The 19,925-nt window shown below is 48.4% G+C and carries 17 protein-coding genes; 6 read left to right on the top strand and 11 right to left on the bottom strand.

Translation table 11 applies throughout. From position 1 onward, the window contains the following. The first annotated feature begins 74 nt into the window (after positions 1-74). Positions 75-404, top strand: a complete 330-nt coding sequence (locus K331_RS0117695; RefSeq protein WP_028591249.1) for a helix-turn-helix domain-containing protein — start codon at positions 75-77, stop codon at positions 402-404. Next, positions 341-1,228: an IS3 family transposase gene (locus K331_RS0117690; RefSeq protein ID WP_156897677.1), complete on the top strand. Its 888-nt coding sequence runs from the start codon at positions 341-343 to the stop codon at positions 1,226-1,228. Before K331_RS0117695 ends, K331_RS0117690 begins: the two co-directional genes overlap by 64 nt. 109 nt (positions 1,229-1,337) lie before the next feature. Here the strand turns inward: K331_RS0117690 and K331_RS29855 are convergent, their stop codons facing one another. Further along, entirely contained in the window at positions 1,338-1,745 is a 408-nt protein-coding gene (locus K331_RS29855) for a hypothetical protein (protein WP_208115156.1), read from the bottom strand. A 181-nt stretch (positions 1,746-1,926) separates the two neighbouring features. On the opposite strand from K331_RS29855, the gene K331_RS0117680 reads away from it, so the two are divergent. Further along, the gene (locus K331_RS0117680; RefSeq protein ID WP_028591344.1) at positions 1,927-3,645 is read left to right on the top strand and encodes a methyl-accepting chemotaxis protein; all 1,719 of its coding nucleotides are present in this window, start codon (positions 1,927-1,929) and stop codon (positions 3,643-3,645) included. Positions 3,646-3,741: 96 nt separating this feature from the next. Here K331_RS0117680 and K331_RS0117675 read toward each other — a convergent pair whose 3' ends face one another. The 8 genes from K331_RS0117675 to K331_RS0117640 all read right to left on the bottom strand — a co-directional run bounded on the left by K331_RS0117675 (position 3,742) and on the right by K331_RS0117640 (position 13,821). After that, on the bottom strand, positions 3,742-4,629 hold the full coding sequence (locus K331_RS0117675; protein ID WP_028591343.1) for a TIGR02452 family protein: 888 nt from the start codon (positions 4,627-4,629) through the stop codon (positions 3,742-3,744). A gap of 406 nt (positions 4,630-5,035) precedes the next feature. After that, on the bottom strand, positions 5,036-5,488 hold the full coding sequence (locus K331_RS0117670) for a nuclear transport factor 2 family protein (RefSeq protein ID WP_028591342.1): 453 nt from the start codon (positions 5,486-5,488) through the stop codon (positions 5,036-5,038). A 159-nt stretch (positions 5,489-5,647) separates the two neighbouring features. Then, positions 5,648-5,893, bottom strand: coding sequence for a DUF2164 domain-containing protein (locus K331_RS0117665; RefSeq protein WP_028591341.1), 246 nt, complete (start codon positions 5,891-5,893; stop codon positions 5,648-5,650). A gap of 237 nt (positions 5,894-6,130) precedes the next feature. Beyond that, entirely contained in the window at positions 6,131-6,397 is a 267-nt protein-coding gene (locus tag K331_RS0117660; protein WP_036635204.1) for a hypothetical protein, read from the bottom strand. A 36-nt stretch (positions 6,398-6,433) separates the two neighbouring features. Continuing rightward, positions 6,434-8,956, bottom strand: coding sequence for a WG repeat-containing protein (locus K331_RS0117655; RefSeq protein WP_028591339.1), 2,523 nt, complete (start codon positions 8,954-8,956; stop codon positions 6,434-6,436). A gap of 249 nt (positions 8,957-9,205) precedes the next feature. After that, positions 9,206-10,237, bottom strand: a complete 1,032-nt coding sequence (kdgT, locus tag K331_RS29850; RefSeq protein WP_036635202.1) for a 2-keto-3-deoxygluconate transporter — start codon at positions 10,235-10,237, stop codon at positions 9,206-9,208. A 76-nt stretch (positions 10,238-10,313) separates the two neighbouring features. Continuing rightward, positions 10,314-11,261: a tripartite tricarboxylate transporter substrate binding protein gene (locus K331_RS0117645; RefSeq protein ID WP_404821505.1), complete on the bottom strand. Its 948-nt coding sequence runs from the start codon at positions 11,259-11,261 to the stop codon at positions 10,314-10,316. A gap of 238 nt (positions 11,262-11,499) precedes the next feature. Then, positions 11,500-13,821, bottom strand: coding sequence for a helix-turn-helix domain-containing protein (locus K331_RS0117640; protein WP_028591338.1), 2,322 nt, complete (start codon positions 13,819-13,821; stop codon positions 11,500-11,502). Positions 13,822-14,224: 403 nt separating this feature from the next. On the opposite strand from K331_RS0117640, the gene K331_RS0117635 reads away from it, so the two are divergent. Continuing rightward, positions 14,225-15,769: an HD domain-containing phosphohydrolase gene (locus K331_RS0117635; protein ID WP_028591337.1), complete on the top strand. Its 1,545-nt coding sequence runs from the start codon at positions 14,225-14,227 to the stop codon at positions 15,767-15,769. A 172-nt stretch (positions 15,770-15,941) separates the two neighbouring features. Continuing rightward, positions 15,942-16,694, top strand: coding sequence for a YdcF family protein (locus tag K331_RS0117630; protein WP_028591336.1), 753 nt, complete (start codon positions 15,942-15,944; stop codon positions 16,692-16,694). A 123-nt stretch (positions 16,695-16,817) separates the two neighbouring features. Here the strand turns inward: K331_RS0117630 and rhaD are convergent, their stop codons facing one another. Then, the gene (rhaD, locus tag K331_RS0117625; protein ID WP_028591335.1) at positions 16,818-17,651 is read right to left on the bottom strand and encodes a rhamnulose-1-phosphate aldolase; all 834 of its coding nucleotides are present in this window, start codon (positions 17,649-17,651) and stop codon (positions 16,818-16,820) included. A gap of 337 nt (positions 17,652-17,988) precedes the next feature. On the opposite strand from rhaD, the gene K331_RS0117620 reads away from it, so the two are divergent. Further along, complete coding sequence (locus K331_RS0117620; protein WP_028591334.1) at positions 17,989-18,519, top strand: hypothetical protein; 531 nt, start codon at positions 17,989-17,991, stop codon at positions 18,517-18,519. A 203-nt stretch (positions 18,520-18,722) separates the two neighbouring features. Here K331_RS0117620 and moaA read toward each other — a convergent pair whose 3' ends face one another. Further along, positions 18,723-19,724 (bottom strand): GTP 3',8-cyclase MoaA, encoded by a 1,002-nt coding sequence (gene moaA, locus K331_RS0117615; RefSeq protein ID WP_036635199.1) that lies wholly within the window; start codon positions 19,722-19,724, stop codon positions 18,723-18,725. Positions 19,725-19,925 lie beyond the last annotated feature (201 nt).

Raw genomic sequence — 19,925 nt, 5'->3', positions numbered from 1 at the left:
TGAATTGCACCCCTTAGAATAGACATTGGAAAAACCCCCTGGTTAATCCGATGAAATCTAAGGGGTGCATTTTTATGGCGATTAAAGGACAGAAGTTTAAATCATATACTGAAGAAGATAAGAAAGAGGCAATCCGACTACATGTGGAAGAGAAATGGACATACAGACAGATTACTGAACATCTTGGGATCCAGGATAAGGATAGAGTTAAGAAATGGATGCGTAAGTACAGAGAACTGGGTGAGTATGGACTACTGGATCAGCGAGGACGCCGAGAGGAATATATGGATCAGGATCGGTATGTTCAAAGGCTTAAACGGGAGAATGACATGTTAAAAAAGTGTTTGGAAATCTGGATGCAGGAGGTAAGGAAGAACGCTTTAAACTCATCGAGCAAGCCGTAGGCCTAGGAGGAATTGCGGAGTTGTGCCAACTCTTTGGCGTCTCCAGAAGCGGTTACTACGCCTATTTGAAGCGAAAAGGGAACGACCGCAATGCTGAAGCCAAACAACAAATTCGTAAAGTCTACAAGCGCTACGAGGGAAAGTACGGGTATCGGCAGCTCCAATTGTTCTTGTGGCAAGATGACGGCATATGGATGAACCACAAGAAGATTCTGCGCCTCATGCAAAAGCTTGGACTTCAAGCCAGGATTCGCCGGAAACGTAGGAGGAACGGGACGAAGCAGCAGGCTGGAGATCGTGTGGCAGAGAACCTGCTGAAACGAGACTTTACGGCAGACAAACCCAACCAGAAATGGGTAACGGATGTGACCCAATACCGGGTAGGCGAACGCTGGCTCTATCTCTCGGCAATAAAAGATCTGTTCAACAATGAGATTATTGCCTACCAGCTAAGCGAACGTAACGATAACGAGTTAGTTCTCCAAACGTTTGCCAAAGCATTTGCCAAGCGAAAAGACGTGACCGGAGTGGTCGTTCACAGCGACCAGGGATTCCAGTACACGTCTCATGCATACCATGACATGCTGCCAAAGGTTGGCGCCCAAATCAGCATGTCACGCCGGGGCAATTGCCTAGACAACGCCTCTATGGAGAGCTTCTTCTCACATCTTAAAACGGAAGGGCTCTACCCTTATGATATCCGAAAAATGGCGGAGGCACAAAAGAGAATTAAGAAATACATTCAATTTTACAACCGAAGACGACCACAGCGTAAATTAAATAAACTGACGCCGGTAGATTACCGACGCCAGTTTGCTGCCTAGGTGTTTTTTTCAATGTCTACTAATTGGGGGCTTGACCACGTCAGTGGCAAGGGGGATTTCTATAACGCTCCTGTAATTCTGCTATTATGCTTCGATTCGCATTCACTTCTTAAAATCTATCTATTTCTTCCTCCAGCCTGATCCTATCGTTATAAACCAACCTCTGTCGCTTCGGTAAGAACATATCCCGATGAAAATGACCAAAATACCACTGCTTATATGCCGTTCTGCTCTCCACAGCATCGAAATATGCATGCAGCTCATCCAATTCCATATGTATGCCACAGTGCTCCGTAATGTAGCTAAGGGCACCCGTCGAGCATGTATGTGTCAGTATGTAGTCTACCTGCCAATTGTGCTTTTCCAAATTCTGCAGACCCTCTTCATACTCTGCCTGTGATGGCATCTCCCGTCTCCACCATGACTTCCCTTCCTTGCGATATTCAATATCATGGGATGCTGCTCCCCCAAAGGTAAAGAACGTCTGTCCTTCTATGGTAAATACCTGGCCTCGCATCAGATTGAACTCCTCCCCGGGCCTAATTCTTTACCTGCCAGATGCCGATATTTAAAATTAATACCAATATCGTTATCGTAATTACATAAATTTTACGCAAGCCGGGGCTTACAAGCAATACATAGAACAGCTTATTAGCTCATATGCAGTATGAATGATGCCAGGGGGAGCACGTTAACGGATGAATACTTTGTTTATGCGTATTTTTTTATTTTTCTCCTGTCTTTTATTAGGAGCAGGGGTCATCTTAGGCCTAACGCTGTATCGCACCTCGGCACAGCTGGTGGAGCAGTCCATGGGGATGCAGGCACAGGCTGTTGCTGAACGAGCTGTACAATTGATCGATACCGCTCAATATGCACCGCTTAGCACAGGACAGAGCAAGACGAGTTATTACGAGGTACTGCGCGATCAGCTAAGTCAGCTCCGTGAGGCTAACGGACTTAAATATTTGTACACCCTTGGTGTACGCGAGGAAAATGGCTCTCCATCGTATTATTATGTCGTCGACGGTGCAGCTGCGGATGTGAGTGAGGATGATTTCTCTCCATATGGTTCAATCGAAGAAACGCACTATGAAGGCATGCTACAGGCCTTTAGCCAGAATGAAGCTGTCCGGGGCGAGCTCACAAGCGATGAATATGGTGCTACAATTACAGCCTATGTACCGATCCATGGCGAGAGCGGAGAAGTCCTTGGCCTGGTGGGGGCAGATCTGGATTCGACCGCCGTCTATGAACTGATGGCACAGAACCGGCTTACGATGATCTGGACTGCACTGGGAATTGTCTTGCTCAGTGTGCTGCTGGTCTATCTGTTTGCTCATATCCTGACCCGCCCGCTGGTAAGACTCAGACAGAACATTGCTCAGGTTGGCCAAGGTGACCTGACCGTCAATGTGGAGCTTGGCTCCAAGGATGAGATTGGACAGCTGGCATGGGAGTTCAAGCGTCTGGTCACCGATACACGTGAAGTCATGAGGGGGATTCGCCAAGACTCTGATTCTCTGCTTCAAGCCGCTGAAGATGTATCGAGGCATTCACGAACTACCGCAGAGGCCAGTCAGCAGATCGTGGTGCATACTCAAGATTCAGCCAAGGGGGCCTCCGAGCAGGTCGCACGAGCCGGTGAAATTACAGCCTCCATGGAGGAGATTACACGTAGCATGCAGCATATCTCTCAGGCCGCCTCAGTCGTTGCGGATATATCCCGGGATACGACCCATAATGCTGTGAAAGGACAGGAACAAATCCATACCGCAATCGGCAGCATGGATCGAATCCATAAAGCCAATGCCCAGATGGCCAGCTCTACATCACAGATGGAACAGTATTCGGGCAAGATTGAGTCCGTAGTGCATCTTATGAATAATATTGCCTCTCAGACGAAGCTACTCGCCTTGAATGCCAACATTGAGGCCGCACGCTCGGGAGAGCACGGCAAAGGCTTCGCTGTCGTTGCCTCGGAGGTTCAGAAGCTTGCAGGTGAATCCGAGCATTCGTCCAGGCATGTATCCGAATTGATTGCAGAAATGACACGACAGACGGCTGTATTGGCTGACCATATGGCTGCCAGTACCACTGAAGTACAGACAGGGCTTGCAGTCATTCAGGAGGCAGGCAGATCCTTTGGTTCTATTCATGCAGGGGTCGAGAGCATGGACGAGCGACTGCATGAAGTCTCTGCAGCCTCGGAGCAGCTATCTGCAGGTGCCGAGGAGGTATCAGCAGCCATTGAGGATATGGAGCTCATCTCCCGCGACTCCTCCTATAGCATTCAGGAAGTGTCCGCTGCGACAGTGAGTCAGCTGCAATCTATGGACGAGATGAAGGGCTCGGCAGAATCACTTCGTGAGCTATCCAGTAGTCTGAACACGCTAATCAGCCGCTTCAAAATTTAAAATTGAATACATTCTCGTAAAGACGACGACTCACTCTCTTATGTCCCATAGCTGCGATGTAGTGAATCGTCGTTTTTGTATCTATAATCTCTACTTTTATTTCACCTCAAAAGCATCTCGAAACGCTCCGATAGTCCGTCCGTCGGCTTTACGGTCCAGTACTGCGAATTCAATACGTTCAAACAAACTGCCATAATTCTCATCTACAATGACCTTACGGAACCACTCTGCTACCTCCACCGGGTTATGACGGAATACGCCGCATCCGTATGCTCCGAGAATGAGTGTATCCATTCCCTGCTCTGCCACGACCGCCAGAATTCCGCGAATGCGGTTCAGCATAACTTCTGCGATGCGTTCCACATTCTCCGATTCACGCTCACGCACGACACCTGCATTAACAGCTGGAGCAGTGATCATCGACACACAATATGGCTCCTCCAGCAGCCCTCCATCATCTGCACGAAATACGGGTACCTCTGGAGAAAAGATCATGTAATCCGAGTATAGGCAAGTGCCTATACGCTTGTTGAACTTATACATTGCCTCCATCTGCACGATGGAAGGATACAATGCTGAGGAGCGTGCAAGGCTCTCTTCCTGAGCCTGACTTCCTCCGAGAAAGCCGCCACCAGGATTTTTGGCAGAAGCAAAATTAAGACACACGACATGCGCTCGCCCTTCCTTTGTAACCAAGCGTTGTGCTGCTTCCAGTGTTGTCTCTGCAGTCACACGAATTTCAGTAGTCCTTTCGTTTCCGTCGGCGGTTCGATTAGCAGTTCTAATTGTCTCTTCTATCCGTTCTCTAATGGTCGGAAGCTCATCCGGTGCATATAATTTTGCCTCGGCAATCGTCTTGGCTATTTGCGCCTGAATCTGAATCTCTGTTCCAACAGGGTGGGTATAGCCACCCTCCTCTATAATCTTGAGCGTTTCCTCTGCCCAACGGGATCGAATCACTCTTTGATGATGGGTCTGACTCATTTGGTATCACTCCATTGTAAATATAATTCGAATTCGGTAATTGATATTAATTATTTGTTATTAACAACACGATAATAATTCACAGAGATAAGAATGTCAATATCCTTTAACCGCTTCAGCCCTTACAACTTGGAGTTTGTGCACTTTTGTTCTATACCTTAAGTCAAAAACATAGTGATTATTTCCCAGGAAAAGATCATCAAAAGCTAGCAATATGCTGCAATGAGGTACTGTGAGGTACTGTGATCTGTATTGCACACTTCCAGCTTACAATAATCGAATTGTTCAGCTCCGCTGAAAGCTTATACACTCTATGATCTTAAAAAAACAGCCTGATCCAAAGGAGTGAATTCCCCTTCGATCAGGCTGTTTTTCAAATTATAGGATCAGATGAACAAGTGAAAGCTCACTTCTCCTCCATATCCAGACGCAGACGCTTCAGTGTTGTGTGCTTAATTACCCATTGACCATCAAGCTGAACAAATGTCTCATGGTAATGCCCATAGCCACGAAATGACTTATTTGGGTTCTCTGCTGGGAATTGAACCAAATCCTCCATCGCAGAGATGACCTTCGCTTCATTCTCCGAGACAAACTCAACCTCTACACTGTGAATATGATGCACGGAGACAGAGACATCCACCAAGTCACGAAACACCTTTACAATCGTATCGCGTCCTTCCAGGAGTGGTATGGGATTACCTTCCGTGCTGAAATCAGCTACCGCATCAGGAGCGAATACCTCACCCAGCTTGTCCCATTGCTTCGTGTCGATGTAGCGACAATATCTTGCCTTGGTATTCCTGATGTTCTCCAAGCTGATCAATTGTTCGATCGCGGTAACAGATGATGAGTTCATGATTAGTCCCTCCGCAGTCATATTCATATTAATTCAACGTTCCATATTGTACCATTATTTTAATGATGCTTCAATAAAGCAAGGATGAACCGTACCGGATCTGCTGTAGTTGCAACATATAGATAGGCCTACCTGAACATATGAAGGAAGCCCTTTCCACTAGCGGACGGGCTTTTGTAATGCATACAGCTCCTCTTCCAGATTGAGCATTTGCTGATCAATAACCTTGCGGGCATCGTGAATTGCACGATTATACACGTAAGGTGACAGCTCCTTCAATATGTAGTCCAGCAGATTCTCGGCTGCAAGCTCTCCAATCTCCTCCGAACGCTCCATTTCAAAATAATGCTGCAAGCTTGCAATTAATTGGAGCTTCTCTTCTCGTGGAAGTTGTAACGGAATCATAGGGGCATTCTCCTTCAGTGTTTTTTTTTGCATTCTGGACTATCATTGTCATTTCTTCACTTTACCTTGTCGTGGGTACTCAAGCATTTCATTACTCTCTCTACCATATTCATTATAATGCTGCAAAGCAATAGCATGATGTCAGTCTTCCTCTATGAAAGCATAAATCATGCATTTCTCAATAAAAAAACCTTCTGTCCCCCCATTCAGGTGGACAAAAGGCTTCTGAGCACATTCTCAGATCAAAGCAATAGCCAGCAGCGTGAACAGGCTTAAGGTTAAGATCGAGCTTCCGTAGCCATAACCATACGGATAGAATCCTGACGTGTTGACCCGACCCTTATCTTCCTTATCCATTTGTAAGTACACATTCTCGCGGTCTACATTCACAATTACGCCCTCGTAGTGCTGACCTTGGACTGTCATAACCCGTACGCGCTTGTTCATGCATTGCATGCAATTATAATAAGCTTCTACCACTGTATCACTCCTCTCCGTATACATTGCTAGTGTATGGAAAGGAGTACCTGACGGTAACGGCTATGAACTATATGGCGCTTGGTGAAAGGCCTGCCAGAATTCTCCCTTTGTATTAATAAGGTTACGAATCTGAATGAATGGAATGGTAAAGGTCGGAAACCCAGCGGCATAGGGTGCAATCTCATAGGGCTCAAAGTACAGATGTAGCGCATCCTCTGTGACATAGAAGGGCTGATCCTCTTTTATACCTGTGTAGCTATCCGGAAATACGTAAGAATATTGCGGGTCGTTGCGAATCTGCTCTCCCACGATCCTACTGAGCTCCCGTACATACGGACTGCCAGGCTTGAACAAATCCTTCAGACTATACATACGTCCATTACCCAGGTTAATGATAGCGTAGATCAATGAGGGCATACCATGTGCTGCACCGAGCGGATAGCGGTACCCTGTGAGCTCCAACTGAAGTAGGTAATAGCGGTAAAAGGACACCTGGAAGTCGCCTGTATACGTATAATCCAGTTTTTGATCCGAAGGCACAGGCTTGACCTGCGACAGCTCCTTGAGCCTGCGATTGAGCTTCTGTGCAGCGGTACGGTCTTGAATTCCCTCCACCTGCGGATAGTACACGAGATAGTCAGGGTTCGGATGGTACTTTTCCTCTCGCACAGCATATGGCGGTGCAAGGGGAATTAGCGTATTTTGCTGCCAGATGACCTGACCTGTGCGCCTTACATAGCTTAATCGCTGATCTATGAAAGCCTGAATCAAGCCATGCGAGACCAGCTTCACGCTCCCCTGCCCTCGAAGTCGTGGATAGCCCGGAGCCGGACGCCCCGTCAAGTCAATGAAATACGTCTCCTTGCCGTCAGTTGCAGATGCCAGTCCATCCTGATACGATTCCAATTCTGCATAGATGAAGTCTGTCAGCCTACGTCCATTCCAGTCCGCAATAGCATAATATGATCCCAGGAAGGGCTGCGAAGGATCGACAGCTCTTCCCAAAGCCAGCCGTCCTGCATCCAGATTGCGAATATCGTTGTATTCCGGCTGCACAATGTATCTGCCCTGACGGTCGATGACACCATACAGGTACTCTCCATCCTCTGACGTATTTACGATAGCCCTCCCCTGCTGAAACGGCATCGCGAACGTAAATGCAGGCTGAATCACGACATCCCCACGCTCATTAATATATCCATATTTCCCGGCCTCCTCCTGCTGGAAGGACATCAATCCATCCGAATAGGGACCGACACTTGGATAGCTATATTCGTGCAGCTTGGTTCCATCCTTCTGGATCAGTGCATAAGCCCCGGCTGGCAACTTCACAATCGCACGATCCTCTTGAAAATCATAAGCCTCTTCATACTGTGCTGGAATGACTTCGTGGCCTGCGCGGTCCAGATAACCATAACGTGTCTGCTCCTGACCACCTGCACCTGGCACCTGAATCGTGTCGCTAAAGACAGCTCTGCCATTTTTGACTGCGTTAATGTACGAATAGGCTCTGCGGGTAATAATGTTCCCCTGTTTATTCATTAATCTGTAGCCTCTGGCGTCGGAGACGACGGCAAGACCCTCGAAAAAGGGACCGATTGAGTCATACACAGGCTGGACCACGAATTGAGCTGCCGCATTAATCAGTCCGTATTTATTGTGCTTGCTGACCACAGCCAAACCATGCTCAAAATCTCGGGCATCATCAAATTGCGGCTGAATGGTAAGCTGCCCCGTCTGGTTCATATAGCCCCACTTCAGACCCTCTGTCGTCTTGAGTGACACCGGATATAAGCCCACCGTTCGCCAAAAGCCCTCCTGATAGCCAGCAGTCAGTATCCATTGCTCCAGACCAAGCAAGCGACTTCTGGACGTGGCAGACTGTGACAGCGTTAACGTCCTGCCCACGGTATGTAGCGCTGACTGTAGTGCTCCAGTACGGAGCTGCGCATCCGCCAGATAATAGCCGTACACAGGTTCATCCGGATAGGCTTGCTGTAGCTCTTCATAGTAGCGGATGACCTTCGGAAAGTACGCCGGGTAGGCATCCTGAGCTGCCACAAGCCCGCTGCCAGACCAACGAAAAATATCAACACGATAGGCCGATTCGGTCTCATGGAGCCATAGAGCCAGCTCCGCCACTCCATCAGAACCATATCCGCCAGCGATGTCCTCCACATCCATATGACTGAATTGGATCGGACCTGGTGTAATATCCCTAAGTCCTGCTTCATCGTAATCGTAGACCGAGAGCAGGCAACGATTAGTATGAGTACGCCAGCCTACAAGCAGCTGCGGCCGCCCTGTACCAATCAATGAGGCTGCGGTGAGTGCAGATACTGCATATCCAGGTCCAGCGAGGTGACCTGCCTGTCTCCAGCTGCCACCGTTATTCACCAGCACCAATACATACAAGCTGCCATTCCAGCGATATACCGCGGCAATATCTGCCTGCCCACTGCCCCTGAGATCCGCAGGCAGAATCGCAGCCTGACCATCAAGTCTCTCCACATTCATCAGTTCACCGCCATGAGGCACGTAACTCATGACAAGCTCTGACCATGACCATTGGTTTAATGTCATATTTGTTCTCGCCCCTTCACATACATTCATCGCCTAATCGTATGCAGCGAATGGACAAATATGCGAATTAGCCCGCAATTGTTATGACAAGCTGATCAGAGACAAATATCTAAGTATTAAAAACAGGTTGTTATAAGAATTAATCTTATAACAACCTGCCTGTTTCAAGAAAACCTGCTGCTTGAGCAATCCTCACAACTTGCTTATTGGTATAGTGAAAACATACGAGTAAGAATGAGAACGCTTCATCTAAGCTTTGGCAGGAGCCTCTGCATCAATGGAGGTCTGGCCCCCTGCATTTCCTTTAGTGGCACCACTATTCATACTGCCATTCTGATTATTCTTGTATTTCGCCCAGTAGGCCGTCAGGATTGGCACCAGAATGGAGGTCACGATGACCGATGCTGCTACGAGTGCTGTCGCAGATTGTGCCGCCGGCATGAATTCTGGCTTCATCGTCGCGACAATCATTGGATTGGCTACGGCTGCTCCTGCTGTACTGGAGGCTGCAAGTCCTGCAGTACCATTCCCGCCACCAATGAAACGATCTGCGAGCATCAGTGGAATGCCTGTTACAATGATAACAGCTATACCAAGCAGAATACCAAGGATACCTGTCTGAAGGATGACACTAAGGTCAATCGAGCTTCCCAGCGCAAATCCGAAGAACGGAATCAAGGTCTGTGTAGCTTTTCCGAAGAAGGTTCTAAAATCATGATCCACATTCCCCAGCAGGAAGCCCACGAGGAAAGGTAATACTGCCCCTACAAACGCATGTGGTTCGAATACCGCCATACCTGTACTTCCCAGAATCAGCATCGTTACGAGCGGTCCGGATTCCAATGACATCAGCACGAACGCGCCTGCTTCTTCTTTGGAGCCATATTGATTCATGATGGAGGCATACAGCCCACCATTCGTCATATCCATAGCCGCAATCAAGGCCAGTACGGATAGTCCGGCGAAGAATCCGGTCTGAATTCCGCCTACTGGCAGGAACTGGGCAGCAATGATAGCCACCACCCATGCCACCGCGATCTTGGTTAAAACAAGCGTACCCGATTTGCGCAGCACTGTACCCGTAGCCCTTACATCAATGGAGGCGCCCATACAGAAGAACCATACGGCCAGAATAGGCACGGTACCTGTCATGAGTCCATTCGTAAAGGAACCGAAATAGGCACCCGACGTTGGCCAGAAGGTATGGATTATGGCCCCGATGAACAGCGGCACCAGCATCATGCCGCCAGGAATCTTGTCAATTTTCTTCTTAATGTTCATACATTGATCTATCCTTTCTGTATGCTCCATCCCGTTTGTTCCTATAAGATGAAGCCAAGCTTTAGTTAAAGCGGTATCATTTTCGACTTAGGCCAAGCTCCGGGATCAGTCGTGCGAACAAATCATGATATTCCTTCAGCTGACTACCGAAGCTCTCGCTATCTCTAACCATTAATCCCAAGCCATTTTGTCGCATTCGTTCCCGAAAGATCGGGTCCTCGGTCGCCTGCATGAATGCTTGCTCCAGACGATCCGTAATTTCCTGTGGCGTCCCCTTCGGAACGGCCAGCCCCCTGAGTGTTCCAATGAATTCAAATCTTACGCCAGTAGCCTCATAAAGAGTCGGCACCTTAGGAAGCGCTTCCGAGCGTTCGGCCGTGTTCACAGCCAACGTACGAAGCTGCCCTTGTTCAACTAGTGATTTCACTTCGGCAGGGCTAACTGGAACCGCATCCACGAAGCCGCTAGCCAAAGCCGATACTGCTGGACCGGCCCCTTCATAAGGGATGTGTGTAAACGTAACGCCGCTTTCTTTCTCCAACGTGGCAGCCGCTAGGTGCCAGATACTACCCGTCCCGGCGTTTCCCATCTTCACTTCTCCGGGATGTGTTTTTGCATACTCCAGAAACGCCGCAGCTGTCGTCCATGGCGCATCTGCACGAACCGTGATGGCAGAAGGATCAAAATTCGTCTGGGCAATCGGCTCGAATTTCTCATAGGTAATGGGCAGCAATCCCATATGGGGCAGCGTCGTCAGCTCAGCCACCAGATACGTTACCGTATAGCCATCTGGTCGGGCATTCGCTCCCTCCATAAGCCCGATCGCTCCGCCTCCCCCTGTCCGGTTCACCACGATAATCGGCTGATCCAGATACTTCTCGGCAGCCTCAGCCAGTGCTCTGGCCGTGATGTCAGTCCCACCACCGGCAGCATAAGGCACGACCAATGTGATAGGTTTGTTGGGAAAGGAAGCCGCGTCACGTTGCACAGCATCCGAAGAAAATTTGCTGCTGGGTAGCATCATTATAACGATCATTAGCAAAACGATACCTGCTCCTGCAATTACTATATACTTTCGCCATCCATGCCCTTTCACTGCCATCCCCTCTTTTCTGTAGGGTCACCTCCGTCTCTTCATGGTCTGCTTCATGAGGATATCATTCCCTATGGGCTCTGAATCCTGCAGTCGACATTCGTCAGGCGAAGCGCTTATCTCACCTGAAGTGTACCGTAAGAGACGGTGTGCAATCTATCGTATAATCTTATTCCTGATCGTCAAAAACCCCGGCGTTATCGGCATTTGGAGGATCTGCATATCCGCTGGAGGATTTGAAGGTCTCTCTGTACTTGCCTGGTGTAACTGATTTCTGCTTGCGGAAGGTGCGAATGAAGCTGTTCTCATTCTGGTATCCGACCAGCCCGGCAATGTCTGCAATCTTCAGGCTAGAATCCTGCAGCAACTCGCAGGCTTTTTCAATCCGAAGGTTCGTCAGATAATCATAGACGGTGCTTCCCGTCTCCTCCTTGAAGATACTACTGACGGATGAGATGCTCATGCGCACAGCATCAGCAATATTTTGCAGACCGATATTCAGATGCAGATTGTCCTTCATATATTGGATCATTTCCTGCACAAGCTTGTACTCTCTGGATTCACTATGAGCGGTCATATGACCAGATAAATACACAGCTGCTTGTGATAACATAATCTCAATCTCCGAAAGGGTCATGGTCCCTACCTGATTCGTGCTGTAGTGTGCAAGCTCGGACGGCAGCTCAATGCGCTGCAGCTCGGTGAGCTTCAGTAGATCCTGAACCAGCATGTCAGCTGAGATATAGACAACGGACGGTTGAATTCCGTTTTTTCGAATATACTCAGCCCACTGCTGAATCCAGCTCACACAGGCCTCCATATCACCAGATTTCAAGCTGGTATTCATACCGATTCGCCAGGAATCATCCAGAATGCTGCGTGGGTATTCGCCTGTCGGATAGGGAAGGGTCGCATATTCCATAATCGTTCCATAGCCCTCATACAGTCGATAGGAGAGTGCCTCTCTGGCTTCCTCATAAGACTGGTTAATTTGATACACATCCGCTACCGGACTGCCTACTCCAATTGAGATGGTCACATGCAGGTACTCCTGAACCGTCACAATCATGCGCTGCGCATCCTCCAGTAACGAAGGCGCATGTTCTGCCTCTCTTGGCTGAACCACAATGACATAATGATCCTTCTCCGCGGCAATGCTGACTGCTCTCCAGGAGGACATTAGCATTTCCAAAATAATATTATGCAAGGCGTACTTGAGCAGCATCTGATCCTCTTCCCTGTACTCATTGGTCCACTGCCAATAACGGTCAATCGACAACACCAAGACAGAGAGTGGTCCTTCCTCCCAATCCTGGAAGTAGTGCTGCCATTTTGTGCGAACCTCCTGTAAGCCAATGCTCTTGTTCAGGATGTCCTGCACATATTTGGAGCGGAGCTCAGGCAGGCTGCGTTCAGCCACAAGTGACTTCATCTGATATTCGCCCACCCATTTACCAATGATTGGCTCCAGTTCATAGAGATTCACTTGCCGACCCCCACGCTCCCCCGGATTCAAGAGTTGCTGGATTCTTCTGACCGGTCGAAGGGCCGCATAATTATAGTAATAAATCGCTGAACACCCGACCACAATCGAGAGCAACGATAAGAAGAGCATCATGTTCCGGGCCAGATTCACACTTTTCAACATCTGATCCATCGGCACCAAAGATACCAGACGCCATCCTGTCACATCCGAGAAGGTCTGATTCGCCATGTAGGCTAGCCCATCTACCTCTACATAGGTGAACGGGTTCACGTCAAGCTCACGAATGACATGCTGCATGTCTTCCAAAGGCACACTTGTATTCAGCTTTGGGTAGATCAGCTCATGATCCAAATTGAACACATATTGATGGCTGGGGAGATGCGTGTACATTTTGGAGAAAAAACGATCATAGTCCATATTCACCATGACTGCACCAATGATGCGGCCTTGATCTACGATCGGTCTCACTAGCGACAGCAGCTCCACCTGCCCTGGCGTCTGCGCCTCACCAGTCCATCTTCGCTCGATCAGCAGGGGCTTGCTGTTAATTTCTTGGATCCACGGAATCCAGCTTTGATCGGCCGCATCGGTCCAGCGTGATATATAGCCCTCTTCGCTGGAGAGCAGAGCCTCTTCCTGAAGGGAGATAATATACGCCGAATGTATGTCCTCTTCGTTTGATAGTGCTTTCAATAAGGAAAGCTCCTGCTCGGATGAAGGAGGCATTCCACCAGACATCGCCTGAACATATGAAATGACGGCTGGCTGGAACGCCAGGTCTACAGCTTTGCTATCCGATTCCCGGAAGGCACGATTTGTGACATCCAGATTAATTTGAAGCAGCTCCACATTAGGGGTGTTCAGCTCTGTATCCATACCTTTTCTATAGTTGTTATACGAGAAGAGACCAATCAGCGTAATGAGCAGCGAGACAGTCAGCGTCAGAAGCAGGATTAGCCGGGTCTGCTTATTCTTGAACATGAATTTTAACTTCAAACGAAGCATGGTGTATCTCATCCTTCCAGCCTTGAGCATGTATTGCAATTGCATAAGCATACTGCATATTTTATTAAAGAATACTTGCCTGTACAAAGGCATAGACATCGCAATGCAGCATACGAAAAATGCATCATATACTAACTTACACACACAGTATCTCTCATCCTGCATTGTAAGACATTAAAATTGAAATATCAGTGTGCTTTTTAACAGATCCTCCCCTCCTGCTCGCTCATCTCATATACAAATAGTTACTTAACCCACTGGCGCGTCACTTAACAGCGAAGCATCTGCCAGAACGTCGATAAATGTGTCTGAATCCTGACCAAACGCTCACAAACCCGGCCATTTAGCCGATATTAATTATGACTGGCAACATCATTTCATATAGACTAAAGAAGGCGATGACTTGGACATTTACTCCCAATTTATACGAAAAACAGTTCTGAATTATATTGTTGGATCATTCATCGCCGTGATGTTCACGGGCTTGTTTTTTATATTTGTAGCTATAAAAATGCCTGTAAAGGAAGCACTATTCTTAATGACCGTTCTGATGCTGTCCTTAGTAATAATGATTACAGTGGAGCTTGCTGTATTTTTTCGACATCTGTATCCGATTCACAGAATTTATCGTGAAGGCTCTATTCCGTCCTATGAGGAGCTACGGAAAGCTTACATTCAGACCCATCGCCTTCCGTTGCTGGCGATCAAGCGCATTGTACTGCCACATATGATGGGGCTGATGATTCCTGGAATATTGTTGACGTATCTGTCCATCTATATGAAGTGGATTCATGTTCCCTACAGCTATCTGGTGCTTGCCATTGTCTGTGCTCCCGTCGTAGCAGGTATGCATGCATTTATTGAATTCTTCCTGACGTCTCATGCGATCATTCCAGTGGTCAACCACATTCGCAGCATGGCTTACAACCTCTATGGTAAGGATTTGTCTCTAGAAGGCTCGGTTCTGATTTCGGTCCGCAAAAAATTTCTGTATAGTGCCTTTCTGATCGGCACCTTTCCATTATTTCTGTTCAGTATTGCAGGCTATATCCGTCAGGACTATCTGGATCAATATAACTTTATGAGCTATTGGGAATGGACGACTATCTTCCTCGTAGCAGGAGCGATCTTCTCATCCTTCGGTGCATGGGTACTGTCCAGGGACATACAGCATCCGATTCGCAACATCACAGCCTCCATGAGAATCGTTCAGCAGGGGAAGCTGGATCATCTAACCCCCGATATTTATTCGGATGAATTCTCCCAGCTGGTAGCCGGCTTCAACCACATGGTCAGAGCCTTGAAGAATCGGGAGGATATGACCAAGCTGCTCATTCAGAGCTATTTTACTACCCTTGCTACTGTGCTGGATGCCAGAGACCCCTATACGGCAGGGCATTCCAAGCGTGTGGCACATTATTCCCATGAGATCGGCAAGCTGGCTGGCTTGACAGACCAGGAATTGGATACCCTTCGCAAAGCTGCGCTGCTCCATGACATCGGCAAGATCGGGATTCGCGATACCGTGCTGCTCAAGGAGGGCAAGCTTACCGATGAAGAGTTCGAGATTATCAAGCAGCATACCGTGCTAGGTGAGAAAATCCTGCTGCAGATCGAGCCAGCTGATGCGATGGTTGAGATTTTGCCGGGAGTACGCTCTCATCATGAGCGCTACGACGGGAACGGTTACCCCGACCGTCTGGCGGGGAACAGCATTCCTGTAATGGGCCGCATTATCGCCATCGCAGATGCTTACGATGCAATGACCTCGAATCGTACCTACCGTCAAGGAATGACGGAAGAGAAGGCTCTGAGCATTATGCTGGAAGGAAAAGGTACGCAGTGGGACCCGTATTTTACAGGTCTGTTCATTGCCAACTTTGAGCGGATTCGATTGGAGCATGAGGATAAAGGAAGCTCTCCTACGAGTAAACATGCTACAATGTAGGCAAAATGGCATTTTGCATGTGTACGCATCACAAATATAGGTTCAGACGAGCCTGATTTGCTAGAGCCTACCAGCTCTCTTCGTGTCTGCTGACTTTAGCTTGAATGCTGCAGCATGCCCAAAATGCCAGATTCTATGAGCATGAGTAGCTCGTAAAGGGCGGTGTGAATGTATGATTTATCTAATCAAATGGTTGTATAGCTTCGTACTTCCCCCGGGATTGTTCGTGATCTTATTACTAGGCATCAGCATCTGGATATGGAAAAAACAACGCCGAGCAGCTATTACGCTACTCGGCGTTACCGTGTTGCTGTATGCTTCCATGATTCCGTTGACTGGTGATCTGCTCGTTGGTACCCTGGAGCGGCAATATGCTCAGCCACAGGAGACTCATGGTGATATTATTGTCGTACTTGGTGGTGGTGCCACGCAAGGTACTCCCGATCTTGACGGGGAAGGGAATATGCTGGGATCAGCAGCGAATCGACTGCTAACCGCAGCCAGGCTATATGAACAGACAGGCCTGCCGATCCTGTTCTCTGGCGGTCAAGTATTCCCGGACAGTGGGAATGAAGCAGACATTGCCCGCAGACAGCTGCTCGGCCTAGGAGTTCCTCCGCAGAACATTTACACAGAGAACCGCTCGCTGAACACAGAACAGAATGCTAGCTATTCAGCCTTCTTGCTTCAGGAGGAAGGCTTTCAGCGGCCCATACTAATCACTTCAGCTTTTCATTTGCCACGGGCTGTTCTGCAATTCGAGCGGGCAGGCATTGAGGTGACGCCCTTCCCGACAGACTATCTCGCAAGTCAGCCGCAGCACTGGTATGCAGGCAAGTTCTCGCCATCACCCGGCGCTTCATCCGTGATAGGGACTGCCTTCAAGGAGTATCTGGGAATTGCCGCGCTAAAGCTGAAGGACTAATACATGGACCGAATTAAAATGTGTGCATAGAGCCGCTGCAAGCGGGGAGCCCTGTCGATCACTGTTAAGCTTGCTGTTCTTTCGAACGAGGTTGATTAGGTATTGTTTGGAACCTGCAGACGATTAGTCCAGAACTCCTGCGCGTGGCGTCACGCCAAATGCTTTTGCCAGATCCAGAAGCTCCTGCTTCGTGATTCTCTGCTTGATCTCGTGATGGGCGATCAGCATATAGATCTGAGCTGCTTTCTCTACAGTCTCAATCAGTCCAAAGGCTTCATCAATCGAGCTTCCTGTGCCGAAGATTCCGTGCTGTGGCCACAAGACTACACGATGGTCCTTCATCTTGCCTGCCGTAGCACGCCCGATCTCACTCGAACCGGGAACCATCCAAGGAATGACGCCGATTCCGTCCGGGAATACCACCACACATTCAGTACACATCTCCCACAGCGTTCTGGTCAGCAGACATTCGTCCAGATCATGAATGAATGTCATCGCAATGACATTGGTCGCATGCGTATGAATCACGACTCTGTGTGTAGGATCAACCTTGAGTCGCTCAATGTGACTCATGAAGTGCGAAGCAAGCTCACTCGTCGGCACACTACCGTTGCCGAAGCCCCACAGAATCTCCAGCTTCTGTCCATCGGACGAGACGCGTAGTACCCCCAAGTTCATTTCAGGTGCAGCCAGCATGTTCTTGAAATATTTACCCGAGCCTGTCACCACAAAATACTTACCCGCCAATTCAGCTACTGGAAAAGCAGGCTCAATTGTCCGAATTACATGATGGATGTCTAAGTAGCTGCTTACCGTCTCCTCATCCAGCAGCCAGCTGATATTACCGCCGTTCCGCTCGTCCCAGCCCAGACTCCACATATCATATGCGATACCGGCCATTTCCTGAATGAACGGTACGTCGGCAGCATTCACTTCCTTATAGCTTACTTGCCCCATCTTGATCCACTCCTTAAATCTTATATTTTAAAAAGTAAAAATAAATACAGATAAACAATACCTTTTTCACTTTCATCCTACTGCTATATTTTTGTTCAGTCAATAAAACAACACACATAAATTCGTTTTTATTTTTATTTTTCTTTATTTAGTTCTGATTTCAGACAAATTTTCTCATAGAAGCTCCTTTAAATGCTAGTCGTTTACAACTTTATCCTTTTCGGCTTACAATACAACGAGCAATACCGCGAATAAGCTGTCGTTTGCATACGTTATGCAGTTGTCATTAACGCTATGGAGTCAACCCGTAGCAAACCCGAGAGACGGGGGAACGAACATGGATATGCGTCGTATGGCTGTCACACCGATGCAGGTGCCCTGGATGATTAGCCCATCCTACGACTTTGCCACCTATAGAGGAGATGATCGGCAAGAAGTCCGTGTACAGATGATGTGCGGGTATAGTAGCAAGCACTTTGAGAAGATCATTTCGGAGCTGTCGCTTCAATATCATGGGGACATACCTGATGAAGAATATAATAATGCCGGAAGCGCCCTTGTCGAGATTACCTTTGCCCCAGTGCTCCTCTTCAGCGTGTATAGCAAGCTTCGGGAATGGGAGCGATATGACTACAGTTATTTCGAGCCATATACTCGTGGGGAGCGCTCATTGCGGGAGGAGTGGAACTATACGGGAATGTGTCCCAATCCAGGCTTCTATGAAGTGATCAATTCACCATTACGAGCTGTCTACGGCTTCACCTCCCCCAAGATCAGACATTGGGTGCTGAGCGCACATGATTCATATATAGACGTGCTGGCTCATAGCTTTGCATGGCAGGAGGTAGGCTCACAGTCCGAAGCCTGACGAATGAAGCTTCATAGCCATAAAGTAATATACTAGTATGAATGAAAGAACAGCAAGCTTAACAGCAGTCGACAGAGCTCCCCGCTTGGAGCGGATCTACACTTACATTGGATACGGCCAATACAATTTAGAATGTTATAAATCAACAAAAAAACCACCTTCCCCCAGAGTCTTTCCGACCCCGAAGGAAGGTGGCACACCTGCTAACCACCAATATGAGACATCTCCACTTTGCCGTGAGACGTGCGGCCCAGCTCCCGTTCAAGCGAGTACTGATCTGTACGTCCACTCCAGATGGCGTGAACCTGCTCCCTTAGCATGGCATCATCAGCCTCTGATCGCAGTAGCTTGCGCAGATCATGTCCTTTAACGGCAAACAGGCACGTATACAGCATCCCACTCGCAGACAGACGGGCGCGGGTGCACGTGGAGCAGAAAGCATCCGTTACGGAGGAGATCAGTCCAATCTCTCCACGCCCATCCACGAATCTGTAACGAGAGGCTACCTCTCCAGGATAATTCGGCGCAATAGGCTCCAGCGGCCATTGACTTCCGATCCGATCCAGCAGCTCCTGCTTGCTAACAACATGCTCCCGATTCCAGCCGTTCGTATTCCCTACATCCATATACTCAACCATTCTGAGGATGTGGCCCTCATTTCGAAAATATTCAACCATGGGCAGTACAGCGTGCTCATTCACACCCTTCTGCACAACCATGTTGACCTTAACCTCAAGTCCGGCGGCAGCTGCAGCAGCAATTCCCTCCAGTACAGGCGTTATGCGGCTTCGACGGCCATTCATATTCAGGAAGGTCTCATCATCCAGCGCATCCAGACTGACCGTAATCCGTTGCAGACCAGCCTCTCTCAGCTCACTTGCCTTATTGCGCAGCAGACTGCCGTTGGTGGTCAATGAAATATCCTCAGCATCCAGGGCAGCCAGACGCCGAAGGATCTCTGTCAGATCCTTGCGTAATAACGGCTCTCCTCCGGTAATCCGAAGCTTACGTACTCCCAAGTCTATGAATAGGCGTGAGATTCGCTCAATCTCCGCAGCAGACAAAATATCCTTGGTAGGAAGGAATTCATAATCCTTATTAAATATTTCCTCAGGCATGCAATAACGGCAGCGAAAGTTACACCGGTCTGTGACCGAAATACGCAAATCTTGCAATGGCCTGTTATGCTGGTCGTATACAGTCATGATGTCCCCCTATCTACTGCAGCTCAGCTAGCCACGATGTATATATAGTATCTCTTAGATTATCATATATACCCGGCTGTGTCCCTCATAAAAACGCCGAGCCCGCTAAAAAGGCTACGCTCCGTCTAGCTGCAGAGTATTCAATTCCTTAATATTCGTTCTATAAGAGTAAGCTACAGACAGCAGCTCGCAGTCGCCAAG

This window comes from Paenibacillus massiliensis subsp. panacisoli DSM 21345, from assembly GCF_000426545.1.
Taxonomy (GTDB): domain Bacteria; phylum Bacillota; class Bacilli; order Paenibacillales; family Paenibacillaceae; genus Paenibacillus; species Paenibacillus panacisoli.
This window is presented reverse-complemented; position numbering and strand designations above follow the sequence as displayed.

What these genes read in the sequence shown, in the direction of transcription:
- K331_RS0117695 (WP_028591249.1), top strand. Translation starts at nt 75, where the DNA reads ATGGCGATTAAAGGACAGAAGTTTAAATCATATACTGAAGAAGATAAG.
- K331_RS29855 (WP_208115156.1), bottom strand. Translation starts at nt 1,745, where the DNA reads ATGCGAGGCCAGGTATTTACCATAGAAGGACAGACGTTCTTTACCTTT.
- K331_RS0117680 (WP_028591344.1), top strand. Translation starts at nt 1,927, where the DNA reads ATGAATACTTTGTTTATGCGTATTTTTTTATTTTTCTCCTGTCTTTTA.
- K331_RS0117675 (WP_028591343.1), bottom strand. Translation starts at nt 4,629, where the DNA reads ATGAGTCAGACCCATCATCAAAGAGTGATTCGATCCCGTTGGGCAGAG.
- K331_RS0117670 (WP_028591342.1), bottom strand. Translation starts at nt 5,488, where the DNA reads ATGAACTCATCATCTGTTACCGCGATCGAACAATTGATCAGCTTGGAG.
- K331_RS0117665 (WP_028591341.1), bottom strand. Translation starts at nt 5,893, where the DNA reads ATGATTCCGTTACAACTTCCACGAGAAGAGAAGCTCCAATTAATTGCA.
- K331_RS0117660 (WP_036635204.1), bottom strand. Translation starts at nt 6,397, where the DNA reads ATGTATACGGAGAGGAGTGATACAGTGGTAGAAGCTTATTATAATTGC.
- K331_RS0117655 (WP_028591339.1), bottom strand. Translation starts at nt 8,956, where the DNA reads ATGACATTAAACCAATGGTCATGGTCAGAGCTTGTCATGAGTTACGTG.
- kdgT (WP_036635202.1), bottom strand. Translation starts at nt 10,237, where the DNA reads ATGAACATTAAGAAGAAAATTGACAAGATTCCTGGCGGCATGATGCTG.
- K331_RS0117645 (WP_404821505.1), bottom strand. Translation starts at nt 11,261, where the DNA reads ATGATGCTACCCAGCAGCAAATTTTCTTCGGATGCTGTGCAACGTGAC.
- K331_RS0117640 (WP_028591338.1), bottom strand. Translation starts at nt 13,821, where the DNA reads ATGCTTCGTTTGAAGTTAAAATTCATGTTCAAGAATAAGCAGACCCGG.
- K331_RS0117630 (WP_028591336.1), top strand. Translation starts at nt 15,942, where the DNA reads ATGATTTATCTAATCAAATGGTTGTATAGCTTCGTACTTCCCCCGGGA.
- rhaD (WP_028591335.1), bottom strand. Translation starts at nt 17,651, where the DNA reads ATGGGGCAAGTAAGCTATAAGGAAGTGAATGCTGCCGACGTACCGTTC.
- K331_RS0117620 (WP_028591334.1), top strand. Translation starts at nt 17,989, where the DNA reads ATGGATATGCGTCGTATGGCTGTCACACCGATGCAGGTGCCCTGGATG.
- moaA (WP_036635199.1), bottom strand. Translation starts at nt 19,724, where the DNA reads ATGACTGTATACGACCAGCATAACAGGCCATTGCAAGATTTGCGTATT.